The 14,725-nt window shown below is 73.1% G+C and carries 6 protein-coding genes; 5 read left to right on the top strand and 1 reads right to left on the bottom strand.

Going from position 1 to position 14,725, the window contains the following annotated elements; translation table 11 throughout:
* Positions 1 to 640: 640 nt before the first annotated feature.
* From POF43_RS11365 to POF43_RS11385, 5 genes are all read left to right on the top strand, one after another.
* Complete coding sequence (locus POF43_RS11365; RefSeq protein WP_372515963.1) at positions 641 to 6,664, top strand: acyltransferase domain-containing protein; 6,024 nt, start codon at positions 641 to 643, stop codon at positions 6,662 to 6,664.
* Positions 6,661 to 8,481 (top strand): non-ribosomal peptide synthetase, encoded by a 1,821-nt coding sequence (locus POF43_RS11370; RefSeq protein WP_271322799.1) that lies wholly within the window; start codon positions 6,661 to 6,663, stop codon positions 8,479 to 8,481. The genes POF43_RS11365 and POF43_RS11370 overlap by 4 nt, the downstream gene beginning before the upstream one ends.
* A 35-nt stretch (positions 8,482 to 8,516) precedes the next feature.
* Positions 8,517 to 10,301 (top strand): beta-ketoacyl synthase N-terminal-like domain-containing protein, encoded by a 1,785-nt coding sequence (locus tag POF43_RS11375; RefSeq protein WP_271322800.1) that lies wholly within the window; start codon positions 8,517 to 8,519, stop codon positions 10,299 to 10,301.
* Positions 10,298 to 11,539, top strand: coding sequence for a cytochrome P450 (locus POF43_RS11380; protein WP_271312374.1), 1,242 nt, complete (start codon positions 10,298 to 10,300; stop codon positions 11,537 to 11,539). Before POF43_RS11375 ends, POF43_RS11380 begins: the two co-directional genes overlap by 4 nt.
* Before the next feature lie 180 nt (positions 11,540 to 11,719).
* Entirely contained in the window at positions 11,720 to 12,415 is a 696-nt protein-coding gene (locus POF43_RS11385; RefSeq protein WP_271322801.1) for a formyltransferase family protein, read from the top strand.
* A 328-nt stretch (positions 12,416 to 12,743) separates the two neighbouring features.
* Here the strand turns inward: POF43_RS11385 and POF43_RS11390 are convergent, their stop codons facing one another.
* Positions 12,744 to 14,285, bottom strand: coding sequence for an FAD-dependent monooxygenase (locus POF43_RS11390; RefSeq protein WP_282704536.1), 1,542 nt, complete (start codon positions 14,283 to 14,285; stop codon positions 12,744 to 12,746).
* Between the last annotated feature and the right edge of the window lie 440 nt (positions 14,286 to 14,725).

Below are 14,725 nucleotides of genomic sequence, written 5' to 3' on the forward strand. Positions count from 1 at the left end.
ACGTGCCAACGTGCCAACGTGCCAACGTGCCAACGCGACACCGCGGGTAGCGCCTCCCACCTGGGCCGGACCGGTGATCAGTAGGTCCTTCCGGGGTGGAGACGCGGCCAGGGCGAGCTACGCCACCACGTAGCACGGCGTCGCGCGAAAACCGCGTTGCGCGGTCCGATGATTTCCGCTCGCCCGAACGTTGATGCCGGGTACACCGATCCCGTACGCCCCTTTCCGTCGGCTCCGGCGGAACCCGGCACGGCGGAGCCGATCCTTCGTGCCCTCCGACATCTCCGCGGCCGCATTCGGGCACCGCCCGCCCCGGTCGAGAACCGCCGACGCCGGCCGCGTGCACCAAACGGGCACCAAAATTGCCGCAAGCGCGCCACCCGCACCTCGCCGTATGTATGCCGTACGCATCTCGCCGCATACGCGCCACCCGCACCTCGTCGCACGTACGCCGCACGCACGTCCACCGCACTGCTGTCGCATCGTTGACGGATTGCTGAGCCCTCGCCGGTCGGCCGCAGGTTCCACCAGTCCATTCCATCTGTTCCGCTGAGGAGCCGAAATGCCCCAAGAGCGCGCGGCACGGGATTTGCACGCCGTGACGGAGTTTCTGCTTTCTCGCGTTGCCGAGGTGCTGGACGTGGCCAAGGATTCGGTGGATCGCTGGGCGCCGATGCACCGGTACGGCCTGGACTCGCTGAAGTCCGCGACGCTCGCCGCCGAGTTGTCCGAATTCCTCGGCTGGAAAGTCCCGGTCACCTGGATGTGGCAGTACCCGACCGTCGACGAGCTGTCCCGCGCGCTGGTCGACGGTCCGCGTGCCGCGCAGGCCGCCCCCGCCGACGACCGCCGGGTGGCGTCCCACGAGCCCGTCGCGATCGTGGGCATCGGCTGCCGGTTCCCCGGCGGACCGGACCCGTCCGCGTTCTGGCAGCTGCTGGTGGAGGGCGGCGACGCCGTCGGACCGGTGCCGGCCGCGCGGCGCGAGATGCTGAACGGCAGGGCGCGCTGGGGCGGGTTCATCGACGGCATCGACCAGTTCGATCCGCTGTTCTTCGGCATCTCACCGCGCGAAGCCGTCCAGATGGACCCGCAGCAACGCCTGGTGCTGGAGCTGTGCTGGGAGGCGCTGGAGGACGCGGGGGTCGCGCCGCTCAGCCTGGTCGGCACCGAGACCGGCGTGTTCATGGCGTCCTGCTGGGGCGACTACGCGGCGCTGGCGCACTATCGCGGTCCCGACAGCCGGATCACCCCGCACACCGCGACCGGCATGCACGACGGCATCATCGCCAACCGGGTCTCCTACGTCCTCGGCCTGCAAGGGCCGAGCATGGCGATCGACGCCGCCTGCGCCGGATCGCTGGTCTCGGTGCACCTGGGCTGCCAGTCGATCTGGATGGGCGAGAGCGAACTGGTGCTGGCCGGGGGCGTGAACCTGAGCTTCGTCTCCGACTACTACGCCGCCATGGAGGCGATGGGCGCGCTCGCCCCGGACGGCCGCTGCAAGACCTTCGACGCCCGCGCCGACGGCTACGTCCGCGGTGAGGGCGCCGGGGTCGTCGTGCTGGCGCCGTTGAGCGTGGCGCTGGAGCGCGAACTGCCGGTGTACTGCGTGATCAAGGGCAGCTCGGCCAACAACGACGGTCTGAGCAACGGCATGACCGCGCCGAACCCGCAGGCGCAGGAGCTGATGCTCCGCAACGCCTACCGGCGGGCCGGCATCAAGCCGTCGCTGGTGGACTACGTCGAGTGCCACGGCTCCGCGACGCCGCTCGGCGACCCCATCGAGGTCAACGCCATCGGCGCGGTCCTGGGCGGCAACCGGGGAGAGGCGCTGCGACTCGGCTCGGTCAAGTCCAACGTCGGGCACCTGGAGGCGGCGGCCGGCATCGTCGGCCTGGTCAAACTCGCCCTGTCCATCCGCAACGGCGTACTGCCGCCGAGCCTGCACTACCTCAGTCCGAACCCGCAGATCCTGTTCGACGAGTACAACCTCACCGTCCAGGACCGGTTGACGGCGTGGCCGCGGCGGTCCGACGCGCGCCGGGCGGGCGTCAGCTCGTTCGGCTTCGGCGGCGCGATCTGCCACGTCGCCGTCGAGGAACTGCCGCGTCCCGAGGGCGCGTTGCTGCTGCTGGCCGCCGACTCCCGGGAGGCGCTGGCCGAGCGGGCCGCGGCGCTGCGGGACGGCAACGACCTGCGGGCGGTCTGCGGGCGCCCCCCTGGCGACGGCGCGTTCCGGCTCGCGGCCGCCGCGCGCGACATGACCGAACTGCGCGCGCAGCTGGACGCCTTCGCCGCCGGCACACCGGCCGCCGGGTTGAGCGTGGGGGAGAAGGCCGGACGCCGGCCGCGGGTGGCGTTCCTGTTCTCCGGCAACGGGTCGCAGTGGGTGGGCATGGGCCGCCAACTGCTCGCCGGCATGCCGGTGTTCCGGCGGTCCATGATGCGCTGCGACCGGCGGATGCGGGACCTGCTGGGCTTCTCGCTCGTCGACCAGCTGCTGGCGGCCGACGGCCGCATCGACGACATGGACGTCTTCCAGCCCCTGCTGTTCTCCCTCCAGGTCTCGCTGGCCGACGCCTGGCGCTCGCTGGGGGTGGAGCCGGACGTCGTCGTGGGACAGAGCGTCGGTGAGTTCGCCGCCTCCCACATCGCCGGCGCGCTCGACTTCGACGACGCCTCCCGCCTGGCCGCCGGCCACGGCCGCCTCCTCCAGCAGTTGGCTGTCGGCCGCGGCGACGGCATCGTGGCCACCACCGGCGCCGACGCCGTCCGGCCGTACCTGAGCGGCCAGTTGACGGTTTCCGGCTTCAACGGCCCGGCCTCCACCCTGGTCACCGGCACCCCGCAGGAGATCGACGCACTGGTGCGGCGGCTGACCGAGGACGGTGTCACGAGCCACCGGGTGCGGATGGGCCACGCGCCGCACTCGCCGCTGGTCGACCACGTCCTCGCCCCGCTGAAGGTCGAACTCGCCGGCCTCGAACCGCGCACCACCCGCATCCCGATGATCTCGACCGTCACCGGCGAACCGGTCGACGGCGCCGAACTCGGGGCGGACTACTGGGCGGACAACCTGCGCCGGGAGATCCGGGTGGTCGAGGCCCTGACGACGCTGCGCGGCCACGACGTCGACGCGGTGATCGAGATCAGTCCGCATCCGGTGCTGCTCAAGTCGGTGTCGGAGCTCCTGACGGCGACCACCCTGCCCTCGCTGCGGCGCGGCGCCGACGAGGCGTGGACCCTGCTGGGCTCGCTCGGCGCGCTGTACGCCGCGGGGCACCCCGTGACGGCCGCACCGCTCCTGGCGGGGGACCGGGGACGGCACGTCGCGCCGAGCCCGGGCGGCGTCGCGGTGGACGAAGCGGTGCACCTGGTACCCGTCACGGCGCACTCGGCGCAGGCGCTGGCCGACCTGTGCCGTGAGCTGTCCAACCAGGTCGAACGGGACGCCAACCTGCGGATCAGCGACCTCGCCTACACGCTCGCCACCAGGCGCACCCCGCACAACCACCGCGTGGCGCTGTTCGCCGGCAACCGCCAGCAGGTCCTGGACGGGCTCGCCCGCGCCGCCGCCGGTCAGCCGCACCCCGACGTCGTCACGGGCACGGTCGCCGGCAACAGCGACCGGCGGGTGGCGCTGGTGTTCTCCGGCGGCGGAACGCAGTGGGTCGGCATGGGCCGGGAACTCCTGCGCTCGCACGCCGGCTTCCGCGCCTGGATGCACGCCTGCGACGCCGCGGTGCGCGCGGCCGGCGGCTGCTCGGTGCTCGAACAGCTCGCCGCCCCGGCCGACCGGGCCCGGTTCGAGGAGATGGACTTCCAGCAGCCCGTGCTGTTCGCCCTCCAGGTCTCGCTGGCGAAGGCCTGGGCCGGACTCGGCGTCGAACCGGCCGCCGTCGTCGGGCACAGCCTGGGCGAGGTCGCCGCCGCGTGCGTCGCCGGCCTGCTCTCGCTGGACGACGCCGCCCGCGTGGTGGTCGCCCGCTCGTACCTGCTCGAACGCGCGGCGGCCCCCGGCGCCATGATCTCGGTCGACCTGCCGGAGCAGGAGCTGTTGCCGTGGGTCGCCCGGTACGCCGACCACGCGGCCGTCGCCGTGGTGAACAGCCCCACCAGCGCGGCGGTCTCCGGCTCGCCCGACGCCGTCCGCGCCCTGGAGGCCGACCTGCGGCGGGCCGGGATCTCCACCAGGAACATCCGGGTCGAACGGCCGGTGCACAGCCCCGGCATGGACCCGCTGATCCAGCCGCTGCGCGAACTCATCGACGGCATCACCCCGTTGACCGGCACCACCGCCTTCCACTCCACGGCACTCGCCGACACGGTGAACCCGGTCGCCGACGTCGACTACTGGGCGCACAACCTGCGCAACCAGGTCCGGTTCGCCGAGACGATCGGCGCGCTGGTCGACGACGGAATCGCGACCTTCGTCGAGATCGGCCCGCACGAGACGCTGCGCGGCGCGGTCGAGGAGATCGCGCTGACCCGGGGGGCCCGGGTGCACGCGATCAACTCCCTGCGGCGCGACGAAAGCGACGTCCGCTGCCTGCTGGGAGCCGCCGCGTCGTTGTACGTCAGGGGCATTCCGCTGACCTTCGACCCGTTGTTCGCCGACGACGTCGAGGTCGTGCGGACCCCGCTTGTGCAGTGGCAGAAGGAGCGCTACTGGCTGGACACCGAGCCGCGCGTCCACGCGGCGCCGGCCCCGGTCGCCGGGGCAACGGCCGCGACCCCGGCCGAAAGCGCGAACGGGACCGGGAACACGAGCGGGACCGGGAACGCGGCCGGGGTCGCCGCCGGGGAGAGCAGGTCGGTGGAGCAGATCGTCCTGGGGGAGATCTCCGACGCGGTGGGCGTGCCGGCGGCCAGGTTCCACGAGGGCGCCAGCCTGCGGGAGTTCGGCCTCGACTCGATGCTGGCGATCCGGCTGGTCAACAGGTTGCAGTCGCTGTTCGGGCAGCGGGTCTCACCGGTGGTGTTCCTCGACGGCCGGACCATCCCCGAGCTGGTCGGCCACATCGTCGAGACCATCGGCCGGCCGGCCGCGCCCACGGCGGCCGAACCGCCACCGGCCGCGCTGCCGCAGCAGCCCCGCACGCCGCAACCGCAGCTCCAACCACCCCTCCAGCCGCAGGCGTTGACCGAACCTGCGCCGGCGCCGAAGCCCGCGCCCGCCCCGGCGTTCCTCGACGACCTGTCCGAACTGGACGCCGAGGAGCTGGTGGACGAGCTGGCCGCGCGCGGGTTGCTGGAGCCCACCGGCGCACCGGCGCTCGACCAGCTGCGGGCCGACGATCCCGGTTTCGCACTGGCGCCGGCCTCGCACGGCCAGGGCTCGCTGTGGTTCATGCAGCAGGTCGATCCGGACGCGGTGCCCTACAACTTCATGGTGGCCGCCCGGATCCGTACCGCGGTCGACGAACGGGCGCTCGACGGCGCCGTGCGGGCCGTGATCGAGCGGCACCCCGCGCTGCGCACGCTCTTCGTCGAGGCCGGCGGCAGCCCGCGCCAGGTCATCCTGGACGAGCCGGTGTACGAGTTCCTCGTCGTGGACAGCACCGAGCTGGACGACGAGCAGGCCCGCGAGGAACTCGCCGCCTACGGGCACCTGCCGCTGGACCTGGACAACGGGCCCTTGGTGCGCGTGGTGCTGATGACGCGCGGACCGGCCGACCACTACCTGCTGGTGCTGGTGCACCACATCGCCTCGGACGCGGCGTCGGCCGACGTGATGATCCGCGAACTCCAGCAGTTCTACCAGGGGTCCGACCCGGCCGGCGGTGAACCGGCCGCGTCCTACACGGAGTTCGTCGAGTGGGAGCGGCGGTGGCTGGCCGGACCGGCCGCCGACGCGGCCCTGGAGTGGTGGTCGCAGCGACTGGCCGACCCGCCCGCCCACGTCGACCTGTCCACCCGGCGGCGACCGCCCGGCGTCACCTACGAGGGCCGCGACCTGACGTTCCGCTGGAGCGCGGAAGAGTCCCGCCGGCTGCGGGAGTTCGCGGTGCGCGAGGGGGTCTCGGTGAGCACCGTCGTGCTGGCCGGCTTCTTCGCCACCCTCAACCGCGCGGCCGGCGTGCGGGACTCCGTACTGGCCACCGCCATCGCCCAACGCGCCGAGCCCGGTTGGGAATCCGCCATCGGCTACTACCTGAACACGGTGCTGGTACGGGCGAAACCCGCCGGCGACCGCAGCTTCCGGGACCTGCTGAGCGAGGTCCACGCCTTCGCGCTCGGCCTGCTGGAGCACATGAACTACCCCCTCGACCTGCTGGCGTCCACCCTGAAACCGCCCAGGGCCGAGGGCCGTTCCCCGTGGTTCGACGTGGTGGTGAACTGGCTGTCCTCGGAGGCGTTCCCCCGGTCCGTGAAGCTCTTCCACGGCATCGGCGACACCATCGCGCCCGACAGCGCCCTGCCGCTCGAACCGCTGCCGGTGCGCAGGCACCTCGCCAAGTTCGACCTGGAGATCTCGATGGCCGACATCGGCGGCGAGGTGGTCGGCCACGTCCAGTACAAACCCAGCTACCTGGAGAGGGAGACCGTGACGGCACTGCTCACGCTCTACCGCGCTGTGCTCTTCGACTCGATCGCCCACCCCGACCTGGTACTCGACGACATCACCGCCGGCGGCCGTCCCGAGGGGACGCACCGGTGACCGGGACCCTGCACGCCGAGTTCCTCGAACAGGCGGCCAAGAACCCCGGCGCCACCGCGCTCTACAGCGACGCCGGCGTCCTGACCTACCGCGACCTCGACGAGCGCTCCCGCGTGCTGGCCGAACGGCTCGCCGCCGACGGCGCCGGACCCGGCGTGCCGGTCGGCGTCTGCGTCGAGCGCACGCCCGACCTGCTCGTCGGCATCCTGGCCGTGCTGCGCGCCGGCTCCTGCTACGTGCCGCTGGACCCGAAGTACCCGGCCGACCGACTGGACTTCATGGTCCGCGACAGCGGGACCCGCCTGCTGCTGACCACGCCGGCGTCCCGGGCCGCGTGCCCGGCCGGACCCACCGTCGTCGTGCTGGGCGCGACCGTGGTGACCGAACCCGGCGAGCGGCCGGTGCCGGTCGTGCCCGGCGACACCGCGTACGTGATCTACACCTCGGGATCCACCGGCCGGCCCAAGGGCGTGGCCGTCCGGCACAGCGGCTGCGTGGCCATGCTGTCCGAGCTGGACCGGATTCTCGCCGACTGCGACCTGAGCGGCGTCTCCGCGGCCAGCTCGGTCTGCTTCGACATGTCCGTGATGGAGATCTTCGGCGCGCTGAGCCGCGGCGGCGCCGTCGTCCTGGTGGAAAGCGCCGTGCACCTGCCGGAGAGCCGGTACGTCGAGCGGATCACCCACCTCAACGTCGTCCCGTCGGTGATGAACAGCCTGCTCGACGCCGGCGGCCTGCCGCCGAACCTGCGCTCGGTGGTGTTCGGCGGCGAGCCCCTGCGGCGCAAGCTGGTGGACCGGGCGTACCGGGAGACCGGCGCCGACCGGGTCTTCAACGCCTACGGCCCCACCGAGGGAACCGTCTTCTGCGCGTTCAAGCTGGTGCCGCGCGACGGGACCGACGAGCCCACCGTCGGCACCCCGTCGGCCTGCGCCCGGGTCCACGTGCTCGACGAGAACCTCCAGCGGGTGCCGGCCGGCGTGCCCGGTGAGCTGTACCTCGGCGGCGTCGGCCTCGCCCACGGCTACGTCGACCGGCCGCTCACCACCGCGGAACGGTTCGTGCCGGACCCGTTCCTGCCCGGCGAACGCATGTACCGCACCGGTGACGTCGTCAGGCTGACCGACGACGGTGAGCTGGCGTTCGTCGGCCGCACCGACCACCAGGTCAAGATGCGCGGCTACCGCATCGAACTGGGGGAGATCGAGGCCCGGTTGACCGGCTGCCCCGAGGTGCGCGAGGCCGCGGCCGTGGTACACGGTGCCCGGCTGGTCGGCTACGTCGTGCCCGCGGGCGGGACCGGCGACGGCGTCCGGCTGGACGCCGCGCTCCAGAGCGCCATCACCGGCAGGCTCGCCGCCGAACTGCCCGACTACATGGTGCCCGCCACGGTCGTGTTCCTCGACGCGCTTCCGCTGACACCGGGCGGCAAGCTCGACCGTGCCGCGCTGCCCGAGCCGCCCGCCGCCACGACCGGCGGGCCGGTGACGGCCGCCGGCACGCCGACCGAGGTGGCGCTGTCGCAGATCTGGGGCGAGCTGCTCTCCCTCGACCCGGCGGGCATCGACGTCAGGGCCGCCTTCTACGACCTCGGCGGCGACTCGCTGCTGCTCGTGCGGCTGGCCCGGCTGATGACCCGGCGGTTCGACCGCCGCGTGCGGGTGCCCGACCTGTTCAGCTTCCGCGACATCTTCTCCCTCGGCCGCTGGCTCGACGACGACAGCGGTGAGACCTCCGAGGTGGTCCAGTCGGCCCGTCGCCGCGCCACCGCCCGCCGCGCCGTGCTGCGCGGCCGTGCCACCCCCAGCGGCACCTGAGCCACCACCGTCCCCACCCGAGGCAGGAGCCTTCCATGTCCGACAGCCCTGAGCAGGAGTACGACCCGGGCGACGTGGCCGTCATCGGCATGTCGTGCCGGGCGCCCGGCGCCCGCACCAAGGAACAGTTCTGGGACAACCTCGTGCACGGCAGGGAGTCGGTGTCGTTCCTGGAGAAGGACGAGATCGAGGCCGACGACACCTTGATCCACAACCCGTTCTACGTGCGGGCCTGCGGGGTGCTGGACGGCTACGACGAGTTCGACCCGTCGGTGTTCGGCATCGGCGACCGGATGGCGGCCGCGACGACCCCGGAGAACCGGCTGTTCATCGAAAGCGCATGGGAGGCGCTGGAGGACGGCGGCTACGACCCGGACCGGATCACCGGCGAGGTGGGCATCTACGGCGCCAACAACCCACAGACCGCCGCGCTCTACAGCTCCCCGCCGGACCGGGTCTCCGTCGGCCCCGAGGCGATCGAGCGCAGCCTGGCCTGGTCGCCGGACACCATGACGTCCAACGCGCTGTACTACCTGGGGCTGACCGGTGAGGCCGTCACCATCGCCACCGCCTGCGCCGGCTTCCACTACGCGGTGCACCTGGCCTGCCAGTCGCTGCTGCTCGGCCAGACCGACATGGCGATCGCCGGCGGCGTGATGGTCCGGCTGCCGCACCCGCGCGGCCACCTGTGGGAGGAGGGCCGCATCCTGTCCAAGGACGGCCACTGCCGCCCGTTCGACGCCAACGGCACCGGCACCTCGCTGTCCAGCGGTGTCGTCACGGTGCTGCTCAAGCCGCTGGCGGAGGCGGTGGCCGACCGCGACCACGTCTACGCCGTGGTCAAGGGGACCGCCATCAACAACAACGGGGTCAGCGCGGTGGCCTACGGCATGGCGCAGCCCGAACGGCTGGGCGCGTGCATCGCCAACGCCATGCAGGTCGGCGGCGTCGACCCGGACACCGTGTCGCTGTACGAGGCCAACGGCTTCGGGCTGCCGATCACCGACGAGCTCGAAGTGCACGCGGTCAGCCTGGCGTTCGGCAAGCAGACCGGCACCTGCTCGATCGGCGCCATCAAGGGCAACGTCGGCCACGGCGGGGTGGTCTCCGGCGGCTTCGGCGCGATGAAGTCCGCGATGTCCCTCTACCACAAGACGCTGGTGCCGACGATCAACCTGACGGAGGTCAACCAGGAGATCGACTTCCCCACCACCGCGTTCGTACCGCAGCGGGAACTGGCCGCCTGGGAGCCGGAGGCCGGCATCCGCCGCGCCGGCATCACCTCGATCGGCGGCGGCGGCTTCAACGCACACCTGGTGCTGGAGGAGCCGCCGGCCCTCGCCGGGCGCGCCCCGGAGGCCGCCGGCCGGCCGCGGCTGGCCACCTTGTCCGCGCTGGACGACGCCGCGCTGGCCCGGCAGCGCGCCAAGCTGAAGGACCGGCTGGCGGCCGACCCCGGCCTGCGCCTGGACGACATCTGCTTCAGCCTCAACCTGGGCCGCAAGGTGATGCCGCGGCGCTGGGCGGCCGTGGTCCGCAGCCGTGCGGAGCTGATCGAGGCGCTGTCCGCCGACGCCCCGCGCGGCCTGACCGCCGCCACCGGCAGCGCGCCGCGCACGGACGCGGACGCCTTCCGCCGCAACGGCGAGGGGATCGTGCCGTCCGGCACGGACGCGCAGGCGCTGTTCGAGCTGGCCGCCGCCTGGGTGAACGGGCAGCGGGCGGACTTCGCCTCCCTGCACGCGGGGGAGGCCAGCCACCGCGTGCCGCTGCCCACCTACCCGTTCCAGCCGCGCCGGTTCTGGCGCAAGGACTGGTGACCGTGAGCACACCGGCACTCGGCACCGTGGACCTGGGCGACCCCGACACGTTCGCCGACCACGAACTCGGCGCGTTCTGGCGCACCTTGCGCGACACCGCCCCGGTGCACTGGAACCCGCCGGTCGACGGCCGCCGGGGGTTCTGGGCGCTCTCCCGCCACGACGACATCATGGCCGTCTACCGCGACGACGTGAACTTCACGTCCGAGCGCGGCAACGTGCTCGTCACGCTGCTGGGCGGCGGTGACGCCGGCGCCGGCCGGATGCTGGCCGTCACCGACGGGTACCGGCACCACGAGCTGCGCAAGATCCTCCAGCGGGTGCTGTCACCCAGAGTGCTCAGCGAGGTCGCGGCGGCGGTGCGGGCCAACACCCGGCAGCTGGTCCGCGAGGCGGTCGGGGCCGGCGGCTGCGACTTCGCCGAGGAGATCGCCAGCCGGATACCGATGACCACGATCTCCAACCTGCTCGGCGTGCCCGAGCAGGACCGCGACTACCTGCTCGCCCAGACCAGGGCCGCACTGTCCACCGACGACGAGGACGTCGACGAACTGGACTCGGAGATGGCCCGCAACGAGATCCTGATGTACTTCATGGACCTGGTCGAGGAGCGCCGCGAGGCGCCGGGCGACGACGTGATCAGCATGCTGGTCGGCAGTTCCATCGACGGCGTGCCGCTGTCCGACGAGGACGTCGTCCTCAACTGCTACAGCCTGATCATCGGCGGCGACGAGACCAGCCGGCTGACGATGATCGACAGCGTCCACACGCTCGCCGCCCGGCCCGGGCAGTACCGGCGGCTCAAGGACGGCGAGGTCGCGATCGACACCGCCGTGGACGAGGTGCTGCGCTGGGCGTCACCCACCATGCACTTCGGGCGCAGCGTCGTGCGCGAGACCGAACTGCACGGCGTACGGCTGCGGCCCGGCGAGATCGTCACGCTGTGGCACGCCTCCGGCAACCGCGACGAGCGGGTCTTCGACCGGCCCGCCGAGTTCGACCTCGGCCGCACCCCCAACCGGCACATGGCCTTCGGCTACGGCCCGCACTTCTGCGTCGGCTCCTACCTGGCCAAGGTGGAGATCGCCGAACTCCTCATGGCGCTGCGGGACTTCACCACCGGAGTCGAGCGCACCGGCGAGGCGCTGCCCATCCGGTCCAACTTCCTGACCGGGTTCTCCGCGCTGCCGGTGCGGTTGCTGCCCGACCCGCGCGGGCTGAAGGAGGCCGACCGATGAGAGGCGACCCCTCCGACGGTGGCGGGGGCGCCGCCCGGACCGGGCGGGAGCGCACCGGTGCCCGGCGCCGGGACTGCCGCCGGGATCACCGCCGGGACCGCCGCCGGCCGGTCCGCTGCCCGGTGGAGCGCTGCTACCCGAACTGAACCCACACCCGTCCAGCGACCGCCGGGAGCACGAGTGAACATCTACATCTCAGGACGCGGGGCATTCGCGGTGCAGGTCGCGGACGCCCTGCTGGAGGAAGGGCACCCGATCACGGGAGTGGCCGCCCCCCGGCTGCGCCAGGGGCGTTCCGACGACGGCGACGCGTCGTCCTGGGACCGCCTGCGCTCGTGGGCGTACCCCAGGAGCATCCCGTGGACGGACTCCGCCGAGCTGCGCGCGACGCATGTCCCGGACGGGGTGGATCTCATCGTCGCCGCGCACTCGCACGCCTTCATCGGCCGCCGCACGCGTGCCAGGGCCGCCGTCGCCACCATCGGCTACCACCCCAGCCTGCTGCCGGTGCACCGCGGCCGGGACGCCGTGCGGTGGACGATCCGCGACGGCGACAAGGTGACGGGCGGCAGCGTCTACCACCTCACCGAACGCACGGACGGCGGCCCGCTCGCCGCCCAGGAGCACGTGTTCGTCCCCCCGGGCTCGACCGCGCAGAGCCTGTGGCGCGAGCACCTGGCCCCGCTCGGGGTGCGGCTGCTGCTGAGGGTGGTCACCGACCTCACCGAGGGCCGGCGGATCGAGGTCCCGCAGGACGAGAAGGTGGCGACCTGGGAACCGGCGATGGACGCGCCCCCGCTGTTCAAGCCCGAACTCATCGCGCTGCCCGGAACGACGTTCGTCGACGGCAGCAGGTGGGCGCTGCACGCGCGGTGAGGGCCGGCGGTGACCAACTGGGGCCGTGACGGCGGGGGCCGACCGCGCCGAACGCCGACGTGCCGGAGCGCCGGTCGGCGGGGGTGCCGAAGCGGTCCGGCTCCGTCGCCCGGCCCGAAGCGCTCGCGGCCCCAGGACCGCGCGGCGGCATCGAAGGTCCAACGCGGCCCGGCCCTGCGCGCGTTGGACCGGAGCGGCGCCAGCCGACACGCCCACGGCCGCGCGAGACCCCCGCCCGGCCGTGGGCGCGTTGGAGCCGGCGGCATCAACTCCCCCCGCACCGGGGCCGCCCACCGGTGAACGGGCGGTCCCGGTGCGGCCGGAGCCGTCAGCCGGTCACCGCGTGCCGGGCGGCGGTCAGGGCGATGGCGACCGCCGCGGGGGTGGGGGAGGGCAGCAGGGTGTGGAGGTGGCCGTCGGGGCGGACGAGGGCGGCGGCGGGGCGGGGGCCGAGGGCGGTCAGGAGGGGGCCGCGCACCCGGCTGGGGGCCTCGACGACCTCGGTCTCGGCGCCGACCACGGCGCGGATCGCGGCGCAGGTGCGCTGCCAGTCGGCCGGCCGGGCCCGGCCCGGGTGGAGCAGCACGGCGTAGTCGCGGCCGGAGATCGCCGCCCACGACGGACCGGCGACGGCGGCCCCCTCGCCCAGCAGCACCGGCAGGCGGTCGCCGGGGGCGGCGGCGCCGGGCCGGCCGAGCGGCCGGCCGGTGCGGTAGGTGGCGTCCAACTGCCCGATCTTCGGCGCCAGTTGCCACTGGAGCAGCCCGGTGCGCCCGGCGGCCCGCACCAGGGCGTCGCGTACGGCCAGCTGGGACGGCTTGGTCAGCGCGCCCCAGCGGGTCTGTAGCGAGGTGGAGCGGGTCACCGCGTGGACGGCGGCGCGGCGTTCGGTGTCGTAGGTGTCCAGCACGGACGGGTCGAGCGTGCCGCGCAGGACACCGCCGAGCTTCCAGCCGAGGTTGGAGGCGTCGAGCAGGCCGGTGTTCATGCCCTGGCCGCCGGCCGGGCTCATCAGGTGCGCGGCGTCGCCGGCCAGGAAGGCCCGGCCGGAGCTGAAGCGCTGGGCGGTGCGCACGTGCACCTTGAAGACGGTGCTGAACTCCAGCTCGCCCAACCGCACCCCGCCCGGGCCCCGTTCCTCCACGATCCGCTGGAAGAACGCGCGGGAGGGCGTCTCGTCGGCCAGCTGCGGCGGAACGCTGACCGCGATCCGGTGCCGGGTGGGGGAGATCGGGGCGAGGCCCAGGCCGCCCTGGGCGGTGTAGCAGTAGCTGACCAGGTCGGGAGCGATGTCGCCGGTGAGTTCGGCGTCGGTGATGGCGAAGTTGATGGGCAGCCGGGAGCCGTCGAAGGCGATGCCCAGCTGCTTGCGCACGGTGCTGTGCGCGCCGTCGGCGCCGATCACCCAGGGGGCCTCGACCTCCTCGGTGCCGCCGTCCGCCAGGGCGAACCGCAGCCGGGCGCGCGGCCCGGAGGCGTCCAGCCACTCCAGCCGCACCCCGCGCTCGACCTTGCCGCCCAGCTCCACCAGCCGTTGCAGCAGCAGCGCCTCGGTGCGGTGCTGCGACAGGCCGATGGCGAACGGGTACGGGGTGTCGCCCAGCCGGTCCAGCCAGGCGGTGGCGAGCGGCTTGTGGTCGGAGAAGTAGGCGACGCCCTGCACCCGGTGGCCCTCCTCGACCAGCCGGTCGGCGACACCGATGCGCCGCAGCAGCTCCAGCGGGCGCGGCCAGATGCTGGTGGCCCGCGAGTGCGCGGAATGCTCGCGCACCGCGTCGACGATGCGCACGGCAACGCCCTGGCCCAGCAGTTCGCAGCCGATCACCAGACCGATGGGACCGGCGCCCACCACCACGACGGGATTGTCCATGGAAAATCGTCTCCCCTGATAGGGCGAAATCGGGGCGGCCGCTGCGACCGCGTACCAGCCGAGGCTAGGCAGGCCGCCGGAAAGCCGGTACCGCCTTTCCCCGAAAGTGCGATCCGCCTTTTCCCAAAGTGGTGTTACGGCCCCTCCCCCGGGGGATGTTCCGATCGGCACCCCGGGTGTTCCCTCCGAGGGGAGAACCGGACGGCGACACCTCCGGCGTGCTGAAGTGGTGTTCGGCGGCCGGTGCGTCCCGACGGGTCGTCACGGTTGTGGTCCGGCCCTCAACGCCCCTGTGGCGTCAGCGGGTTGGCGGCGTGCCTCCAACCGCCGTGCCGGGCAGGGCGGTTGATGTCTCTGACGGGACATCAGTGCCTCCAAAGAGACATCTCCATGGACCCGAAGCGGAATTCCGGTGGGCCGGTATCGCTCCTAGCATGGTG

Source organism: Streptantibioticus silvisoli (genome assembly GCF_027947535.2).
GTDB classification, from domain to species: Bacteria; Actinomycetota; Actinomycetes; order Streptomycetales; family Streptomycetaceae; genus Streptantibioticus_C; species Streptantibioticus_C silvisoli.